The organism is Terrisporobacter glycolicus ATCC 14880 = DSM 1288 (assembly GCF_036812735.1).
GTDB lineage: Bacteria > Bacillota > Clostridia > Peptostreptococcales > Peptostreptococcaceae > Terrisporobacter > Terrisporobacter glycolicus.
Map to the genome: position 1 here is coordinate 1,408,094 of NZ_CP117523.1, position 19,860 is coordinate 1,427,953.

Annotated in this window: 13 protein-coding genes and 1 riboswitch; of the genes, 10 read left to right on the plus strand and 3 right to left on the minus strand. The window is 29.5% G+C overall.

Translation table 11 applies throughout. The features are described from left to right. Nucleotides 1-106: 106 nt before the first annotated feature. Nucleotides 107-298, plus strand: a riboswitch (cobalamin riboswitch). 116 nt (nt 299-414) lie between these two features. Together TEGL_RS06945 and TEGL_RS06950 are read left to right on the plus strand one after the other, a co-directional pair. After that, the gene (locus tag TEGL_RS06945) at nt 415-1,290 is read left to right on the plus strand and encodes a hypothetical protein (RefSeq protein ID WP_018589482.1); all 876 of its coding nucleotides are present in this window, start codon (nt 415-417) and stop codon (nt 1,288-1,290) included. Between the two features lie 155 nt (nt 1,291-1,445). After that, complete coding sequence (locus TEGL_RS06950) at nt 1,446-7,514, plus strand: leucine-rich repeat protein (RefSeq protein WP_018589483.1); 6,069 nt, start codon at nt 1,446-1,448, stop codon at nt 7,512-7,514. An 89-nt stretch (nt 7,515-7,603) separates the two neighbouring features. Here the strand turns inward: TEGL_RS06950 and feoB are convergent, their stop codons facing one another. Continuing rightward, nucleotides 7,604-9,724, minus strand: coding sequence for a ferrous iron transport protein B (gene feoB, locus TEGL_RS06955; protein WP_018589484.1), 2,121 nt, complete (start codon nt 9,722-9,724; stop codon nt 7,604-7,606). Nucleotides 9,725-9,752: 28 nt separating this feature from the next. Further along, nucleotides 9,753-9,980 (minus strand): FeoA family protein, encoded by a 228-nt coding sequence (locus tag TEGL_RS06960; protein WP_018589485.1) that lies wholly within the window; start codon nt 9,978-9,980, stop codon nt 9,753-9,755. Between the two features lie 240 nt (nt 9,981-10,220). Here TEGL_RS06960 and TEGL_RS06965 point away from each other — a divergent pair, with 240 nt between their 5' ends. Beyond that, entirely contained in the window at nt 10,221-10,688 is a 468-nt protein-coding gene (locus TEGL_RS06965) for a metal-dependent transcriptional regulator (RefSeq protein WP_018589486.1), read from the plus strand. A gap of 11 nt (nt 10,689-10,699) precedes the next feature. After that, nucleotides 10,700-12,163 (plus strand): UDP-N-acetylmuramoyl-L-alanyl-D-glutamate--2,6-diaminopimelate ligase, encoded by a 1,464-nt coding sequence (locus tag TEGL_RS06970; protein WP_026255006.1) that lies wholly within the window; start codon nt 10,700-10,702, stop codon nt 12,161-12,163. A gap of 137 nt (nt 12,164-12,300) precedes the next feature. Here the strand turns inward: TEGL_RS06970 and TEGL_RS06975 are convergent, their stop codons facing one another. Beyond that, the gene (locus TEGL_RS06975) at nt 12,301-13,224 is read right to left on the minus strand and encodes a LysR family transcriptional regulator (protein ID WP_018589488.1); all 924 of its coding nucleotides are present in this window, start codon (nt 13,222-13,224) and stop codon (nt 12,301-12,303) included. Nucleotides 13,225-13,327: 103 nt separating this feature from the next. Between TEGL_RS06975 and TEGL_RS06980 the strand changes: the two genes are divergently transcribed. The 6 genes from TEGL_RS06980 (at nt 13,328) to TEGL_RS07005 (ending at nt 19,738) form a co-directional block, all read left to right on the plus strand. After that, nucleotides 13,328-14,353, plus strand: a complete 1,026-nt coding sequence (locus TEGL_RS06980) for a hypothetical protein (RefSeq protein WP_018589489.1) — start codon at nt 13,328-13,330, stop codon at nt 14,351-14,353. Nucleotides 14,354-14,574: 221 nt separating this feature from the next. After that, nucleotides 14,575-16,209 (plus strand): ABC transporter substrate-binding protein, encoded by a 1,635-nt coding sequence (locus TEGL_RS06985; protein ID WP_018589490.1) that lies wholly within the window; start codon nt 14,575-14,577, stop codon nt 16,207-16,209. 94 nt (nt 16,210-16,303) lie between these two features. After that, nucleotides 16,304-17,296 (plus strand): ABC transporter permease, encoded by a 993-nt coding sequence (locus TEGL_RS06990; protein WP_018589491.1) that lies wholly within the window; start codon nt 16,304-16,306, stop codon nt 17,294-17,296. Beyond that, a complete protein-coding gene (locus TEGL_RS06995) occupies nt 17,296-18,159 on the plus strand; it encodes an ABC transporter permease (protein WP_018589492.1) in 864 nt (287 codons plus the stop codon). Before TEGL_RS06990 ends, TEGL_RS06995 begins: the two co-directional genes overlap by 1 nt. A gap of 9 nt (nt 18,160-18,168) precedes the next feature. Continuing rightward, nucleotides 18,169-19,104 (plus strand): ABC transporter ATP-binding protein, encoded by a 936-nt coding sequence (locus TEGL_RS07000; RefSeq protein WP_018589493.1) that lies wholly within the window; start codon nt 18,169-18,171, stop codon nt 19,102-19,104. After that, a complete protein-coding gene (locus TEGL_RS07005) occupies nt 19,094-19,738 on the plus strand; it encodes an ABC transporter ATP-binding protein (RefSeq protein ID WP_018589494.1) in 645 nt (214 codons plus the stop codon). The genes TEGL_RS07000 and TEGL_RS07005 overlap by 11 nt, the downstream gene beginning before the upstream one ends. Nucleotides 19,739-19,860 lie beyond the last annotated feature (122 nt).

Sequence of the window (19,860 nt, forward strand, 5' to 3'; positions counted from 1 at the left end):
TTGGTTAGAAAATAACTATACTTAAGTTTCAGTAAATATATTGTATAATAAGTATAAGGTAATAATTTGTAAACTCATTCAATATTATAGATAATAAAAAATAATAATGTAAATATATAATATATGTAGAAAAATAAAAAATATTTTTTATTTTGGAAGTGCGGTGAGATTCCGCCACAGATTATCCCTGCTGTAATAAGTTACGAAATTTGCTATTACCACTGGAAGCATCTCTGGGAAGGAGCAAAGAGTAGGTTTGAGCTTTAGTCAGAATACAGGCATATTATAAGCTTATGGTGAAAGTTTCCGAAGGCATAATCGGAGATTTATTTTGCATGTGATTTTTGATAATTATATGTAAATTAATCTTCATTATAAAAAATATTATTTTTAATAAAGAAGGGGATGTTTTTTATGAACCAAAGATTTAGAAAATTTGCAACAACAGGAATGGCGGCAGCTATAATGTTATCTATGGGGGCAACATCATTTGCAACTGATTTTTTCACAGAGTATCCTAATTTGACTAATTATAATACTGATTATAATTATACTGTTGAGAAAGGAAGTGGAACAAAGGATCAAGCTTTAATGGTTCAAGGTGCAACAAGTAATTGGTATGGAACAAGTCTTTTTAATAATTTAGCAGATGCAGATTCTATTAATTGGAATATTGTACAAGGAAGTACAGATGCCGTAAGTGTTAGCAAACAAGCTCCAGAATCAGTAGCCAATCAATTTGCAGCTAAGGGAAATGCTACGATTGATAAGTCAAAGAATGCAGGAGTGGCAGTTGTAGAAGCAACAAATAAAACAAATGGATATATGGACTTTACTGTAGTATTAAATCCAACTAGTGCACAACAAGATGTTTCAGGTGTAAATGTAAGAGCATATGATGCTTCAAGTGGTAGCTTTAAATTTTTAAAGACTAATACAGGTAATGTATCAACAAGTGCTGTAAAATCTAAAATAAATTATCCAACAGCAATGGATGCAATATCAGTGGTAGCTGATAGTTTTACTTATGATGTACAGTGGGGAAGTGAATTCTTAAAGAATGTGACTATAAATAATAAAAACTATACATATATGGAAAATGAACTTGGTTGGATGTATAGAGTGTATGATTCTACTGGAACTGCAACATCTGAACAAAAAATGGTAGATGTTTCTGAAAAAGTTGGTGGGGAAACATTTGATGTGGAATCAGGACAAACTGTTGTTTGGGCATATGGAGACTATAGAGTACAATTCCCAGAAAACTTGTCAGAGCTACCTAATAAATAGTTATACAATTAGATCATTTTTGCTAATAAATATATAAAATATTATTACAATAAGAGAAAGTATAGATTTATTACATAAATGAAAGTTTGTTATAAATGGGGTGCTCTTATAGCACCCTTTTATATATTTATAATATTTTAATTTGGGGGAGTAATATGAGGAATAAAAACACTAAGAAATTAATTAAAAAATTTGTTAGTTCTTTTCTTGCATTTATTATGGTATTTACCCTATCTACAGTATCATCAATAAAATCTTTTGCCGAAGAAGTATTAACAGAAAAAGTACATGTGATAGTAGAAAATACTACGTGCTCTAAAAAAGATGGAGCAGCATGGGATGGAACTTTAGTAGATGATTGGGTAAAAATTGAAGACAATATGACTATGATGGATGCAATAGTTGAGGCATTAGATAGTGTAGGAGCTACACAAACAGGTGCAGAAAATAATTACATAAGTGAAATCAATGGACTTAAAGAATTTGACGGTGGATCTAGTTCAGGATGGATGGGAACAAAAAATGATTGGTTTGTTAATCAAGGATTTGGGGCATTTAAGGTAAAAGCTAATGATGAAATTAGAGTAATGTATACTATTAACTTTGGAGCAGATATAGGTGGAGATTATAGTAAAAATGATACATCATTAAGAACTATTGATTTTAGTAAAGGAAGTTTATCGCCTAAATTTAGCAGTGAAACGAAGGAATATACACTAACACTTGAAGATACTGATAAAATAAATGTAAAACCTACAGCGACTAATAAAAACTATCAAGTAAGAGTATATAAAGGTGAAGATGTAGATACATCAAAAGAAGGATATAAAAGAAGTGAAGAAATTAAAGTATCAGATGGAGAAACTATAATAGTTATATGTGGTGATAAGTCTTGGCCTGGTTCAAATGCAAGTATCAAATCTAGTACGTATACATTTAAAATAAAATCAAATATCAAACCAAACACAGCTCCAGTGCCTAACAAAGAAAGTGATAGTGCAAGCATTAATTTAGGTGAAACTTATTTACTAGATTTGTCTAAAATATTTAGGGATGAGGAAAATGACAAATTAACATATACAGTATCAGTTAATAATAATGAAGAAGTTGACGCAGATTCAAATTATTCATTTAAACCAGAAAAAGCAGGAAATTATAAACTAGAATTTAAAGCAAGTGATGGAAGAAAAGCGTCAAAACCTTATATATTAAATCTATCAGTAGATGATGGAAAAGCATATGAAATAAAGACTTTAGATACAGAAAATGGACAAATATCAGTAGATGTAAAAGAAGGTAAATTAAATACAAAAGTTACTCTAACTGTAAAACCAAATGAAAATTTTGCAATGGATACATTGGAAATAAAAGATAAAGATGGAAATGATATAGAAAGAGAAATAAATCAAGATAAATCTGATGGTATTAACTATATATATACATTTGAAATGCCTGCTTCCCATGTGAAGGTAAAAGCTACTTTTGGTAAAGCATATACATATAAAATTGAAGGTCATGATTGGTATAATATGTTTGCTTTAGAGGTATACAATAGGTATGGTGAAATAGTAAAACCAAAAGAACTTGTAGAAAAATCTTGGGGAGAAAAATATGGTAATGGATTTGAGAAAGGATATTACCATCTGACAGCAGGTGAATATAAATATATTTTTTATGGATACGAAAAAAATATAGGAAGAAAAGGAACGTTCAAAGTAGAAAAAACTAACGAAGAACAATCAAAAACTTTTTTCCCGTTTGAAATATATATAAACGAAAATAAATTAAATGAAAAAGATAGTAATGAAGTAAATATAGAAATAACAGATCCAGATGGAAATGTACTTGATATAAAGCCAGGATATAAAGAGGAAACATATCAGGATTATTATTATGTGTTAGAAGCTAAAGGAGAAGATAAGAAATATAAAATAAAAGTTACTCCAGTAGATGATAATGTAAATTATAGTTTTACTACTCAAAATTGTGACTCAAGCGATCAAATATATGCATATGTAAGCGCTAGACTTAATGGATCAAATTGTACAAGTACTAGAACAATCAAAGTTTATTTACAATCTAAAGCTGAAGATCCTGTTGAATATAGAGTAAATAAAGGGGCAGGTCTTCATCTATACAATACATATGGAGAAGCATATAGAGAACTTTTCGAAGTTAAGTCTCTATCAGTAGATACATCAAACAAAGAATATGATAGTTATAAATTCCAAGTACCTTCAAATAACTATATGTTAGTAGCTGGTGGAGGAGATACGGAATATGTTAAGACAACTAAACCATATTTTTATTTAGATACAGAGAAAGTAAAAGAAGCTATTACTATAGATTTAGTAAAAAAAGAAGACTATGAAGAAAATCCATATTCTCGATATAAGGTGGATGATATCTATACAAATATAGTTGACGAAGGTAGCTATATAAATATGAATGTGGGGGATACCCAAAGACTAGAGACATTTCGTGTATGGCAGGGCATGACAAGTCCCGTTTCAAACAAATTCTTTGAACCAGATAAACATTATGAAGTTATCTATGGAAAAGAATGCTTATCTATAGAAGAAAAAGGTGGAGAAGGTAGAAAATATGTAAATATGACTGGTAAAAAAGATGGGATAGCAGTAATTAAATTTACATACGATTCTTTAATTGAAGGTCAAGAAGCAACTAATAACCCTGGATTTGATAAATCAAATATATATGGATTTAACGCAATAGATAAGGAGCAAACAGGAATAGTTATAGTAAATGTAGGCGGTAGTAGAGGAGATATAGATCCTAATTTTAAAGTAAGAAATAGAGACTGGACAAAATACGATACAGTATATTTTACTGGAGATACAACATATCCAGATGGAACAGTAGTAAAAGGTAAGGGATATGGAGAATATAATTTTACACCATCTAAGGGTGTTACAGTAGAAACACATGATCCAATACATATGGATAGTGATTTTGCAAATAATTGGACAAAATACGAAGCAGATAAAAATGGTTCATATACTATTAAAGTTAAGACTGGTAGAAATATAGTAAGAATGACATCTGGTGATAATGTAGTATACTATGTATTAGATGCTATGGAAAGTGATATAAGCATATCTAATGATAGCAATAAAGGTAAGGAGCTTAAAGTAGGAGATAAAGCAAGTGTAAGCTTTACAAATTTAGAAGTTCCAATTTATAAAATGGCCGCTATATATAACCCAGGTTTCCCTGATAGAACATACTTAGTATATGACTTAAACGGAGAAACTATAGAAGGTCCTCATAAGCAATATTCTGTAAATAGTCCTTTAACATTTACAATAGATAAAAAGGGTACTTATAAATTATCTAAAGGAAAAGTACATGCAGAGCATATGGGAAGTCCTTTAAATACTCATTGTAGTATACCAGAAGAAGGTCTACCGCCAGACTTTAATGCAGGATATGGAGATAATGATATTTATTTTAATACTATGCCGGATATAGAAATAAGTGTAGATGATGAAGATACATCAATACTAAGAGCGAAAGTATCAGTTAATGATGAAGAAGGCGGAAAGGCGGCAGTAGAAAAAGTAAGTGAAGATACAGAAAAAGGAACAGCAAAATATAAATTAACAGCAATAGCAAATGAAAACTATAAATTTGAAGGATGGAGTGTAAAAGGATCAGATAAAATAATATCAACAGATGCAGAATACGAAGTAGAGATAGATAAAAATACAGAGTATGTGGCAAACTTTAAGGTAGCATATATAGAAGATAAAACATTAAGATACACAGTATTAGAAGATGGAACATTATCAGTAAAAGAGCCGTTGGATGAAAATGTTACAGAAGTTATAATTCCATCACAAGTAAAAGGAAGAAAAGTTGTAGAAATAGAAGATAGAGCATTTTATTCTTGTCAAGAACTAACTAAAGTAGAATTATCCGAAGGGTTAAAAGAAATAAAAGCAAGAGCATTTATGACTTGTATGTTATTAGAGAGTATAGAAATACCAGAAACAGTAGAAGTAATAGGTCAATCAGCATTTGCCGGTTGTGAAAACATGAAGTCAGCAAAACTACCAAGTAAATCATTAAAAACAATACCAAAATCATTGTTTAATGGTTGTAAGTCATTGGAGAGTATAGAAATACCTGAAGGAATAACAGTACTAAAAGATTCAGTGTTTATAAATTGTGTAAGCCTGAGAGAAATAACATTACCAAAAAGTTTGACAAATATAGAATATCCTGAAATGGTATTTAGATATTGCGAAGCATTAAAAACGGTAAAAGGATATAAAGGAACATATGCAGAAGAATTTGCAAAAAAATATAAATATACATTTATAGACTTAGATGTAAAAATGCCAGTAGCAACAGTATCAGTTAATGATGAAGAAGGTGGAAAGGCGACAGCAGAAAAAGTAAGTGAAGATACAGAAAAAGGAACAGTAAAGTATAAATTAACAGCAATAGAAAATGAAAACTATAAATTTGAAGGATGGAGTGTAAAAGGAGCAGATAAAATAGTATCAACAGATGCAGAATACGAAGTAGAGATAGATAAAAATATAGAGTATGTGGCAAACTTTAAGGTAGCATATATAGAAGATAAAACATTAAGATACACAGTATTAGAAGATGGAACATTATCAGTGAAAGAGCCGTTGGATGAAAATGTTACAGAAGTTATAATTCCATCAGAAGTAAAAGGAAGAAAAGTTGTAGAAATAGAAGATAGAGCATTTTATTCTTGTCAAAAACTAACTAAAGTAGAACTACCAGAAGGGTTAAAAGAGATAAAAGCAAGAGCATTTATGACTTGCATATTATTAGAGAGTATAGAAATACCGGAAACAGTAGAAGTAATAGGTCAATCAGCATTTGCCGGTTGTGAAAACATGAAGTTAGCAAAATTACCAAGTAAATCATTAAAAACAATACCAAAATCATTGTTTAATGGTTGTAAGTCATTGGAGAGTATAGAAATACCAGAAGGAATAACAGTACTAAAAGATTCAGTGTTTATAAATTGTGTAAGCTTGAGAGAAATAACATTACCAAAGAGTTTAACAAATATAGAGTATCCTGAAATGGTATTTAGATATTGCGAAGCATTAAAAACGGTAAAAGGATACAAAGGAACATATGCAGAAGAATTTGCAAAAAAATATAACTATACATTTGTATACTTAGATGTAAAAATGCCAGTAGCAACAGTATCAGTTAATGATAAAAAAGCTGGAAAAGCAACAGTAGAAAAAATAAGTGAAGATTCGGAAAAGAAAACAGTAAAATATAAATTGACAGCAACAGCAAATAAAGAATATATATTTATGGGATGGGCATCTAAAGAAGATGAAAGTAAAATAATATCAGAAGATGAAACATACTCAGTAACTATATTAAAAGATAGTGAATATGTAGCAATTTTCAAAGAAGAAGGTAAAGACCCACAAGCTACAATTACTGTGACTCCTAAAAAAGGTGGAAGTGCAAAAGCTGAAATGAAATCAATTGATAAAAAGGAAGAAACAGCAATATGGACTTTAACAGCAAAAGCTAATACACATTATGAATTTGTAGGATGGATGCTAAAAGGTAAGGATAAAGTAGTATCAACAAATGCAACATATGAGGTAAAGATAGACAAAGACACAGAATATGTTGCAAAATTTAAATATGTAGGAGAATATCCACAAGTAAGTTTAAATACAAATGAAGAAAAATTCGGAAATGTAAGTTTTGAACTAGTAAATCAAAATGAAGACGACTTAACATCTCAGTGGAAGTTAACAGCGACACCAAATAAAGGATATAAGTTTGTAAAATGGGTAAAATCAGGAAACAAAGATACTATTTTAAGTGAAGATACAGAATATATTGTAACTATAAGTGAGGACACAACATTTATAGCAGTCTTTGAAAAAGAACAATCAGACAATACGGATGATAATGGACCAACAGATAACGATGATAAGGATGACAACAATAATAATCAATCAAGTGATAATGATAAAGATAAAGATAATAATAACAACCAATCAGACAATGAAGATAATGACCAATCAAATAACAATACTAATCAAAACACTAATAATGACAATAATTCAAATTCTATAGTTAAAACAGGAGATCAATCATCAATATGGCTTTACAGTGGAATTTGTATTATATCAGTTTGTATATTAGGATTTGTTATATTTAACAGAAGAAAGAGAAGATAAATATAGGAGATTAATCTAAGTATAGTTATTGAATTAAAAATAAGAACGATAGATAAATTTGGCTTTATACAAATTTATCTATCGTTTTTCTAAACAATAATATTATAAATAGTTGTAGTAATGAAACATACTATAAAGGCTATAGCTGTAGGAATTAAAAATCCTAAAGCAGTCCATTTAACACTATTTGTTTCTTTTTTTATAGTTAGCAGTGTGGTAGCACATGGCCAATGAAGCAAACTAAATAACATCATATTTAAGGCTGTTAAATAAGTCCAACCATTATTTTGAAGTAATTCACCTAATGCTGATAGTTGATCAAATTCAATCATTTTACCAGTAGCCATATAACTCATAATTAATATAGGTACTACGATTTCATTAGCAGGAAAACCTAAGATAAATGCCAGTAAAATAAAGCCGTCAAGTCCTATTAGCTTTCCAAGAGGATCTAAGATATTTGCAGCATGAAATAATATACTCATATCTCCAATATATATATTGGCAAAAATCCATGTAATAATTCCTGCTGGAATTGCCACTACAATAGCCCTTCTTAGTACAAATAAGGTTCTATCTATAATAGATGTATAAATTACTCTCCCGATTTGTGGTGGTCTGTAAGGCGGTAACTCAAGTGTGAAAGTTGAAGGAATTCCTTTTAACAAAGTTTTAGACAATATAAATGAAACAAGTAAAGTAGTAAGAACACCAACAATTATTAATAGAGTAATAGATAGAGCAGTAACGCTACTAGACATAAAATTACTGCTAATAACTGAGCTAAAAAATATGGTCGATATAGCAATTAAAGTAGGAAATCGTCCATTACAAGGAACAAAGTTATTAGTAATTATGGCAATTAATCTCTCTCTTGGGGAGTCAATTATTCTACAACCAATAACTCCAGCAGCATTACAACCAAACCCCATACACATAGTTAAACATTGCTTTCCATGACAACAAGCTTTTTTAAATAAATGATCAAGGTTAAAAGCTACTCTAGGAAGATACCCTAAATCCTCAAGCAATGTAAATAATGGGAAGAAAATAGCCATAGGGGGAAGCATTACTGATACAACCCAAGCTAATGTTCTATACATTCCATAGGTTAGCATTTCATTTAGCCATATTGGCAATCCAATACTATTTAAAATGTCATAAATTTTTGGTTCTATGGAAAATAGGAGATCGGAAAGCATGGATGAAGGGACATTTGCACCTTCAATGGTAATCCAAAGCACTCCACAAAGTAAAAGTAGCATAAGAGGAATGCCAAATACTTTAGATGAGACAATCTTATCGATTTTTTCATCTCTATCCATGGCGTTTTTATCTGTAATTGTTACAACGTCATCACTTATAACTTTTGCATAGTCATAAGTAGTTTTTGTAAAGTGGCTTCTTATTTTACTTTTATCAAAAATATCTGGAATTTTACCTTTAACATTATTTAACTCATCTAAAATGTCATTTTCTGTGTAATCATTTAAAGAAGTCAAAAGACTCTCATCTCCATCAATTAATCTAAGGCCCAACCATCTAGGATTAATTGATGGAACTATACTATATAAATCTTTTGTAATGGAGTTAATTATACTTTCAATTTCTTCATCATAATATACTGGTTTATTTTGAAAATTATATTCTCCCTTTGCAACTGTGTTTAGAGTTTCCTTAAGATCATCCATACCTAGGCCGCTTCTGGCTGCAGTCAGAACTACAGGAATGCCAAGTTTATCTTCTAGTTTATCTTTGTCAATTTTGATACCTTTTTTCTTCGCTTCATCTAATAGATTTAAGCATAAAATTACATTATCTGTAAGTTCCATTACTTGAAAAACAAGATTTAGATTTCTTTCAATACAAGTACTATCACAAACAACAATAACAGCGTCAGGATTTCCAAAACAAATAAAATCACGAGCTACTATTTCTTCTTGTGATAGAGGAAATAAGGAGTAAGTACCAGGTAAATCTATAAGAGAGTAGTTAATATCATTATAAGAAAAATCCCCCCTGGCAGTACAAACGGTTTTACCAGGCCAGTTGCCTGTATGTTGCTTTAATCCAGTTAAATAATTAAAAACAGTACTTTTACCTGTATTTGGATTGCCAGCTAAAGCAATCATAATTTCGTTATCTTTTTTTTCTATATGGAAAATATCTTCTAAAGATTTTATTTTAGTAGATTGTTGCGTTAACCCCATAATTCTATCCCCCTAAAATAATTAATTATTAAATATAAGACACTAAAATTAAATTACTTTCTTCTTCACGCAAAGCAATCTTACTACCACGGATGTTATAAACTGTTAAATTATTCTTAGGACCCTTTCTAAGTACATCTATTTCGGCTCCTTCGGTTAAACCTAAAGCTAGCATTCTTTCTTTTAAATTTCCTGTAGAAAGTAATCCCTCCACTTTAACAGTATTTTTTATTTGAATGTCTGTAAGTTTTTTCATATTGCACCTCCAATTATTTATATCTAAAAATTTAGAAAAGTCATTACCTAAGATGATTCTAAAACATAAAAATTTTGTGCTACAAACTTATCTGAAATAAAGTAAAGATGTGTCGTTGCACTGAGTTTTAGCTTAAGCTAACATTCTTAATTTAAACTATGCGCCTTGTGCTAAAAGTGTTCAAAAAAGATAGTAATATTTAAAACTTATTAGAAATATAAAATTATAGGAGGGGTTTTTGTGAGTAGAAGAGAGGATTATTATACGTTTAATGAATACATGAAAAATAATAAATTGACACCTAGTGAAGAGGATTATATTGAGATGATTTATAGATTAAATCTTGAAAATGATAAGGTACAAGTTAAAGATATCTCTAATAAACTCAATATTAAACCACCCTCAGTTACAAAAATGATAAAAAAACTAAATGATAAGAACATGTTGATTTATAAAAAGTATGATAGTATTGAACTAACTTCTTTGGGAGAAAGCGTAGGAGAAAAACTATTAAGCAGGCATAATACCATAAAAGAATTTTTAACTATTCTTGGTATAAAAGAATCTATTCATGAGGAAACAGAAACTATAGAACATACAATAAATGTTGAAACATTGATGAAAATTGAAGAGCTAATAAACTTTTTTAGAAATAATGAAGATGTTTTAAGTAGGCTTAAATCATATCAAGAGGAAAATAAAAATTGAAGGGTGATATCATGAAATTAGAAGATCTTTTAAAAGATATAGAAATAATTTTGTTATCAGGCCCCAAAGATGTGGAAATAAAAGGACTAGAATATGATTCAAGAAATGTAAAAGAAGGGGATTTATTAGTTTGTATTAATGGAGCTAATGTTAATGGTCATAAATTCATTGAAAGTGCAAAGGCTAAAGGAGCAGTAGCATTTGTAATTGAAGAAGAAGTACAAAAAGATGATAAATTAACTTATATAAAAGTAAAAAGTACAAATGAAGTAATCTCTACTTTAGGAAGAAATTTTTATAAAAATCCAAGTGAAAAAATTGAATTAATAGGTGTAACAGGTACTAATGGAAAGACGAGTGTTGCGTCTTTTTTAAAAGATATACTTAGCCAAGATGAAAAATGTGGCTTTATTGGAACTATAGGCATATTTGATGGAAAAAATGACTATTTAAATAAAAATACAACACCAAATAATATTGAGATACAAAAAAGTTTAAATAGTATGATAAATAATAACTGTAAGTATTGTACTATGGAAGTTTCTTCTCATGCCCTTGCCTTGAAAAGAGTAGAAAATTTGAAATATAAAATAGGTATATTTACAAACTTGACAGAAGATCATCTAGACTTTCATAAAACATTTGAAAATTACAGAAAAGCCAAAGAATCTTTATTTTATATGACTACAAGTGCCAATATTATTAACATAGATGATGTAAATGGAAGAATAATACTTGATAATATTAAAAATTGGGGCGTTCCTTATTATACTTATGGTATAAATTATGATGCTACATTTAGAGCTAAATACGTAAAACTTTATGAAGATAAGACAGCATTTACTTTACTTGGACCTAATGATTTTGAAAGAGAGGTAACACTAAATATGGTAGGGCAATTTACAGTTTATAACTGTCTTGCTGTTATTTGTGCTTGTTATATATTAAATATGGATGTAGATAAAATAGTAAACAGAATAAGCAAATTAAAAGGTGTAAATGGAAGGTTTGAAAAAGTGGAAAACAGCAAAAACATTCACGTATTTGTAGACTATGCACACACGCCTGATGCCCTAGATAACGTACTAAATAGTATAAAGATTTTTGCAAGAAAAAGAATAATCACAGTTTTTGGATGCGGAGGAAATAGAGAAAAAGAAAAAAGACCCCTTATGGGAAAAATTGCACAAGGGTATTCAGATCTTGCTATAATAACTTCAGATAATCCGAGATATGAGGAACCAAATGAAATAATAAAAGACATATTAATAGGCATAGATAAGGAAAAAGAGAATTATGTTGTTATAATAGATAGAAAAGATGCTATTAAAGAAGCTATTTACAGAGCAAAAGAAGGGGATATAGTGCTTATTGCAGGTAAAGGACATGAAAACTATCAAATAATTAAAGATGAAATAGTAGAATTTGATGATAAACTAGTGGCAAAAGAAATTTTGAATAATTTAGACAAATAGTATAAATCATTAAATATATGAAACAAAAGTATAGAAAACTAAAAAGTAATTTTTAATTTTATAAATAAAAATGAATAAATAATTATAATAAAAAACAAGAAGAATAACAAGTTCTTCTTGTTTTTTATTATAATTATTTATTTTGTTAATAATTTGCAAGGCGTTTTATCTGTTTCAAACCATTTAGTAGCAAACTCCTTGAAAAGATGTTCATTCTTACTAAGTCGTCTGTTTTTTAATTGTGCTAAAAAAATATTTGCTGAGAATGAATTTTGCAAATGACAAATATGTATGCTGTTATCAATATTTTTTTTGTAAGATAAAGCAACACTATATGGAAGTAGTGTAATACCAATATTTTCGCAAACTAAAGCTAAAAGTGTTTTTGTCTGGGAGTCTATATATAAAGTGTTTGGAAAATAATTAAGATTGCCCCAAGTATTTAAAAATACATTATGTAAATAATAATCACCATTGACGCAAACATATTTTTCCTTAGCAGTATCAAAAATATCCACGGAGGATCTCATTGATAAAGGGTGTTTCTTTGATGTTACAAGAACTAACTCATCATCAACTATTTTATGCAGGTTTAAAATATTTTTATGCTCATAATGGGAATTAATAAACCCTAAATTTACTATAGAGTCACTAATGTATTCTATTATTTTACTGTTGGACCTTTCAATTAAATCTACTTGAATATTAGGATATTCCTTTTGAAAGTCTCCAATAAGAGATGCTACACCGTATTCAACCATGGTATCTATCACACCAATGGAGATAGAACTACTTTCTTCACAAGAGTATTTTTTCATATCTAACAAAATATTTTTGTAATCTGCCATAGATTTGTGTGCAAACTTGTAGAACTCTTCTCCTGCATCAGTGAGTTTTATACTTCTATGCTGTCTATTAAATAACTCAACTCCAAGTTCTTTTTCCAAAGATTTTATATGTTTTGAAATGGAAGATTGAGAAATATATAATTCTTGTGATGCTAGGGTAAAATGATTATACTTTACTATGGCTAAAAAAGACTTTATTTGTTCAAAAGTCATAAAAAATCCCCCTAACCTTAACCTATATCATATATTATAACAGATAAATTTCCTAAAAAGTGGTATACTAGATTTAATTTAAAAGTTTTTGGAGGCATGAAAATTGAATAGTTCAGTAAAAAAATTAACAGAAGCAGCCATATTATCATCAACTTTCATCGTAATTACAATGATTGCTCTTTCAACTGGTTTAGGATATGGATTGTATTTAGATTTTGGAGTGCCAATTATATTTGCGCTAATATATTTTAGGTGTGAATTCAAATACACATTAATGTGCGGCATTAGTAGTGTAACTTTAATATTACTTGTTTTGGGAAACTTTGCTGCTGCAATATTAGTAAGCCAAAGTTTTCTTCTAGGCATTTTATGCGGTTATTTAATTACTAAAGCATCAGATATTTTTGATGATTTATTTTTAGGCTCCATAGTAGGAGTTATTTTTATGATATTAATAGATATTTATGCCAGAAATATTATAGGATATAGCTTTATGGAAGAGTTTCAAGGATACATAGACTACTTTAACAGTAATCCAACAATACTTAAAAATATATCTAAGTTACTGCCATTTATTAAAATTAATTTACAAGTTATTTATTATTTGTTTATAGCAGTATTTCCTTTTGGAATGATATTCTCTATATATTTTATATCAATTATGCTTGGAAAGAAACTTAGAATATTAAATGAAAATGGAAAAAGAAAATATTTTATGATGAGGTCAATAAGAAATTATAGTAACTTTATGTGTATGAAAAAAGAATATTTTTATTATGCTTTAGGATATGTTGTATTAGTAAGTTTATTGAGATTTTGTAATATACAAATTAACAATGTTTATTTAGATACCATAATAACTTGTGTAGAATATTTATCATTATATTTTATTTTTAGAGACGGGAATATATTAATAGGAAATTATATAAACATAAAATATAAGAAGAAAAGTTTAAGTCTATTATATTTTATTATCACGATAGTTTCCTTTTTCAGTATATTCAGAGTTGCATTTTTAGTATATGCAATTGTGGCAATATTTATGGATGAAAGGTTTAATTTAAGAGAAAAGCAGAAATATATTGTTGATACTCATACGGAAAAATTGATGATTAAGTATAAAATATAAATCTTACTTTCTTTATAAAATAAAAAATATTTAATATATGTTGAAAATAAGGAAAAGTAGTGTTATAATTTTATCATAATTTGAACATGAAATGGATCTATGAAGATCAAAAAAAGCCATGAAGGTTAATAAACTTTCGTGGCTTTTTTTGTCAAAAAGTGCGAATTATAGGGAAAAATGAAAAACTATAGGGAAAATAAATACTGGGGGGCTAAAGAAAAATGAAATTAAAGAAAAATATTGCTAAGCTATTATCAATGGTATTATTAGTAGGTACCTTAGCTGGATGTTCTAATTCATCTAATTCAGAATCAGGCTCAAGTTCTAAATCTGGTGTTGAACAAAGAAAAGAAAAGAATGAGTTAGTAGTTGCTGTTGGAGCAGAACCGGAAGCTGGATTTGATGCCATAACAGGTGGGCACGGATCTATAACAAAGGTTTTCTTCTCGACATTAATGAAAAGAGATAAAGAGCTAGGATGGGAAAATGATTTAGCAACTGATTATAAAATATCAAAAGATAAATTAACTTGGACAGTTAAAATAAGAGACGATGCTAAATTTACTGATGGAAAGCCTGTAACAGCGCAGGATGTTGCATTTACATATGAAACAACTAAGAAAAGTTCTACAGAAATAGATTTAACAATGATAAAAGAAGTAAAAGCAAAAGATGATACAACTGTTGAATTTAAATTAGAAAGACCAATGTCTACATTTGTAGAGAAATTAGGTGCTTGTGGTATAGTTCCTAAACATGCTTATAATGACTCATTTAAAGATAAGCCAATAGGATCTGGACCATACAAATTTGTAGATTGGGCAAAAGGACAACAAGTTATAGCAGAAGCTAACGCAGATTATTATGGAGACAAACCAAGTATAAAAAAATTAACTATGGTATTTTTAGATACTGATGCTGCTTATGCTGCTGTAAAATCAGGTGATGTTGACATGGCAACTATAAACGGAGATCTTGCTAAAGAAAAAGTTGAAGGTACTAAAATTTTAGACATACCAAGTATAGAGACTTATGGTGTTGAATTCCCGATGGTTGCAAACACTGGCAAGAAAACTAAAACTGGTTATGAAATAGGAAATAATGTTACAAGTGATGAATCAATAAGAAAAGCGTTAAATACTGCTGTTGATAGACAAGGAATGGTTGATGGAGTTTTAAATGGATATGGTTCAGTATCTACAACTGGTCTTGAAAAAATGCCTTGGTTAAATAAAGAAACAGTTCTTAAAGAATCTGACTACAATAATTTGGAAGAAGCTAAAAAAATATTAAAAGATGGTGGATGGAAAGATAGTGACAATGATGGAATACTAGAAAAAGATAAAACTAAAGCATCTTTCAAAGTATTATATACTCCAGGAAACTATAGACAAGCATTAGGATTAGAATTCCAAAAGATAGCTAAAGAATTAGGAATAGAGATAACTTTAGAAGAAAGAACTTGGGATACTATAGTAAAAGACATACATAAAGAAGCAGTATTATTTGGATTTGGTTCAGGAGATCCATCAGAATTATACAACTTATATTATGGTGGAGCTGCAAATACACCAGTTGAATGGGATAATGCAGGATTCTATGATAATAAAACTGTAAATAAATATATAGACAAAGCTTTAAATAGTGAAGGTGAAAAAGAAGCGCTACCTTACTGGCAAAAAGCTCAATTTGATGGAAAAACTGGAGCTTCTGTAAAAGGTGACGCTCCATACTGTTGGTTAGTTAATGCAAATCACGTTTATATAGTAAGTGAAGGATTTGATATAGGAAAACCAGTTGTTCAACCTCATGGTGGAAGAATTTTTGACAATGTTACAGAATGGGCATGGAAATAAGACAAAATAAGCTATAATATATTATGAGGACATTCTTTTTTAGGATGTCCTCACATTTGAATTATAAGAAATATAAAAAAGGGGAGTTTATTGGATGAAAAATAGCAAAAGTATAGGAGTTTTCCTATCTAAAAAAATAATAAGACTAATCACCTTATTAGTTGCCCTTTGTATAATAACTTTTGTATTAATGGAGCTATCTCCAATAGACCCAGTTACAGCTTATGTGGGAGCTAGTACAAAGGTAAGTGCGGCGCAAAGAGAATTAATTGCAGAACATTGGGGTTTAAATCAACCACCTTTAGAAAGATTTATGTGTTGGTTTAAGTCTATAATTCAGGGAGACTGGGGAACTTCGTTAATATATAGAAGACCAGTTTTGGAGGTTATAGGACAAAAATTTAAAGCATCTTTATACTTAATGATTATAGCCTGGATTATTTCAGGTATTTTAGGCTTTGTAATGGGAATAATCAGTGGAAGTAATGAAAATAAAGTAATAGATAAAATAATACGTGGGTATTGTTATATTGTTATATCAACACCAACATTTTGGCTAGGTATTTTATTTATTATGGTATTTTCTGTTTCTCTTGGATGGTTCCCAGTAGCTCTGGGAGTTCCAATAGGTGTAAGTACAACGGATGTAACCTTTATGGATTTACTCAGTCATATTGTACTACCTGCATTTACTTTAAGTCTTATAGGTGTTTCTAATATTTGTTTGCATACAAGAGAAAAAGTAATAGAAGTTATGAATAGTGATTATGTTTTATTTGCAAAAGCTCGTGGAGAAGGTAAAAAGAGTATAATTTTTAATCATGTAATAAAAAATGTTTCACTTCCTGCCATTACATTACAGTTTTTATCATTTAGTGAGTTGTTTGCAGGAACTATATTTGCAGAACAAGTATTTTCATATCCAGGACTTGGTCAAGCCACAGTTTCAGCAGGTCTTAAAGGAGATTTACCTCTTTTAATGGGAATAGTAATAATAAGTTGTATTTTTGTTTATAGTGGAAATGTAATAGCAGATTTACTATATCGAGTAATAGACCCAAGAATTAAAGGAGGGGAAATGGCATAATGAGTGAGCTAAAGAGCATTGTAAAAAGAAAATCTCCATCCTTTGAATTTGGAATTAGAGAAAAAACCATACTTTCCTTAGGAATATTTATAGCATTTTTTATAGCTATCTTAGTTGCAGGAAGTGTTATTGACCCGGATAAGTTTAGTATAGATTTAATTAATAAAAATCAAGCACCATCCCTAACTCATATATTTGGTACAGACTGGATAGGGCGAGACATGTTCTTTAGAACATTAAAAGGCCTTAGTATAAGTATGAAAATAGGAGTTTTATCTTCTGTTATAAGTGGAATAATTGCTGTAATATTGGGAATAATCGGACCTACTTGTGGCAAAAAAGTAGACTCTGTTATAACTTGGTTTATAGATTTAGTTTTATCAGTACCTCATACTTTAATAATAATCTTAATATCTATGGCAGCAGGAGGAGGTCTAAAAGGGATAGTTCTTGGAGTATCCTTAACTCATTGGACTTCACTTACTAGAGTAATAAGAGCAGAAGTTATGCAAGTAAAAGAATCTGACTATACAAAGATTGCAAAGAATTTTGGAAAATCAAATTTATATATAGCTAAAAATCATATTTTACCTCATGTAATACCTCAGCTTTTAGTTGGAATTGTATTAATTTTCCCTCATGCTATTTTACATGAAGCTTCAGTTACCTTCTTAGGATTTGGCTTACAATCTCACGAACCAGCCATAGGAATAATTTTATCAGAATCCATGAAATACTTAACAAGTGGAAAATGGTGGTTAGCATTCTTCCCAGGATTATCTTTAGTTTTAGTTTCTATGATGGTGGATAATATGGGTAAAAAAATAGGAAAATTAATTGATCCTAAAACAGCTTATAATTAGGAGGTAGCTATGGATAAGGAACCAATTTTAAATGTTAGAAATTTGGAGATATGTTTTAGTCAGTATACAAAGGGATTAAATAGAATAGATTCAAAGGCTATAAATAATTTAGATATAGATTTATACAAAGGAGAAATATTAGCAGTTGTTGGATCTAGTGGTTCAGGTAAAAGTTTACTTGCTCACTCCATACTGGGAATACTACCTAGTAATGCGGTGACAAAGGGAGATATAATTTATAAAAATGAACAATTGGATGAAAAAAGAAAAGAAAAACTTAGAGGAAAAGAAATTGTATTTATTCCTCAGTCAGTAAATTATTTAGATCCACTGATGGAAGTGGGAAAACAAGTTAAGATTTCAATAAAAGATAAAAAGAAAAGCAATAGTATACTTAGAAATGTATTTAGAAAATATAACTTAGAAGAAAAAGTAGAAAAGTATTATCCTTTCCAACTATCAGGTGGAATGGCAAGAAAAGTTCTTTTATCAAGTGCTTTAGTTAGTGACTGTGAAGTAATAATAGCAGACGAGCCAACTCCAGGCTTAGATGAAAAATCTTTAAATGAAGTTTTAAAAGATTTTAGAGATTTGGCTGACAGTGGCTGTGCAATACTTATAATTACCCATGACATATCTGCTGCTTTAAAAATTGCAGATAGGGTGGCAATTTTCTATGGAGGAACTACTTTGGAAATTGCAAAAGCAGAAGACTTCAAAAACGGTGGAGAAAACTTAAGACATCCATATACAAAGGCACTGTTTAATGCACTGCCAAATAACAGTTTTAAACCAATAAAAGGTAGTCAACCACTAGCCAGTGAGTTACCTGTAGGATGTTTATTTTATGATAGATGTGGAAAAAGAACACCTGATTGTGAAAACATAAAACCTGAAATGAAAGAAATAAGAGATGGAAAGGTGAGATGTTTATATGCTACTTAAAGCTGAAAATATTAACTTTAAATATAGAGGAGATAAATATATATTAAAAGATATAAATTTATCTGTGAATACTAATGAAGTGGTTGGAATAGTAGCTCCTAGTGGGTTTGGAAAAACTACTTTTGCCAAAATTTTAGCTGGATATATTAAACCAGACAAAGGAAATGTAATACTAGAAGGTTGTGAGAAAAAGAAAAATGCTTTCAACCCTATACAATTAATTTTCCAACATCCAGAAAAATCAGTAAATCCTAAGTGGAAAATGAAAAAAATTCTAAATGAAGCTTATGAACCAAGTGATGAAATGATAGAATCCATGGGAATTAAGAAAGAATGGCTAAATAGATGGCCAAGTGAACTTTCTGGTGGAGAGTTACAAAGATTTTGTGTTCTTAGAGCTCTTAGTCCTGAAACAAAGTTTCTTATAGCTGATGAGATGACTACCATGTTAGATGCCATAACGCAGGCTCAGATTTGGAATGTGGTTATTGATTATTGCAAGAAAAATAGTATTGGACTTATTGTTATTAGTCATGATAAAGACTTGGTTAATATTGTTTGTGATAGAGTTATTAACTTGGAAGATAATAAAGAAGAAGATACTGTGATGGAAGTTAAAGAGAATATAGTTTAGATTTCAAAGAGTAGAGAAGAAATTTTCTACTCTTTTTTGTTATAGATTAAGACACTTTACAATGATGTATATAAGAATTATGCAATAGTAAGAACTTGACAAATAATGTTAAGTTCTTACTA

Coding starts and splice junctions, on each gene's coding strand:
- TEGL_RS07005 (WP_018589494.1), top strand. CDS start 19,094: ATGCTACTTAAAGCTGAAAATATTAACTTTAAATATAGAGGAGATAAA.
- TEGL_RS06975 (WP_018589488.1), bottom strand. CDS start 13,224: ATGACTTTTGAACAAATAAAGTCTTTTTTAGCCATAGTAAAGTATAAT.
- feoB (WP_018589484.1), bottom strand. CDS start 9,724: ATGGGGTTAACGCAACAATCTACTAAAATAAAATCTTTAGAAGATATT.
- TEGL_RS06970 (WP_026255006.1), top strand. CDS start 10,700: ATGAAATTAGAAGATCTTTTAAAAGATATAGAAATAATTTTGTTATCA.
- TEGL_RS06950 (WP_018589483.1), top strand. CDS start 1,446: ATGAGGAATAAAAACACTAAGAAATTAATTAAAAAATTTGTTAGTTCT.
- TEGL_RS06960 (WP_018589485.1), bottom strand. CDS start 9,980: ATGAAAAAACTTACAGACATTCAAATAAAAAATACTGTTAAAGTGGAG.
- TEGL_RS06995 (WP_018589492.1), top strand. CDS start 17,296: ATGAGTGAGCTAAAGAGCATTGTAAAAAGAAAATCTCCATCCTTTGAA.
- TEGL_RS07000 (WP_018589493.1), top strand. CDS start 18,169: ATGGATAAGGAACCAATTTTAAATGTTAGAAATTTGGAGATATGTTTT.
- TEGL_RS06985 (WP_018589490.1), top strand. CDS start 14,575: ATGAAATTAAAGAAAAATATTGCTAAGCTATTATCAATGGTATTATTA.
- TEGL_RS06945 (WP_018589482.1), top strand. CDS start 415: ATGAACCAAAGATTTAGAAAATTTGCAACAACAGGAATGGCGGCAGCT.
- TEGL_RS06990 (WP_018589491.1), top strand. CDS start 16,304: ATGAAAAATAGCAAAAGTATAGGAGTTTTCCTATCTAAAAAAATAATA.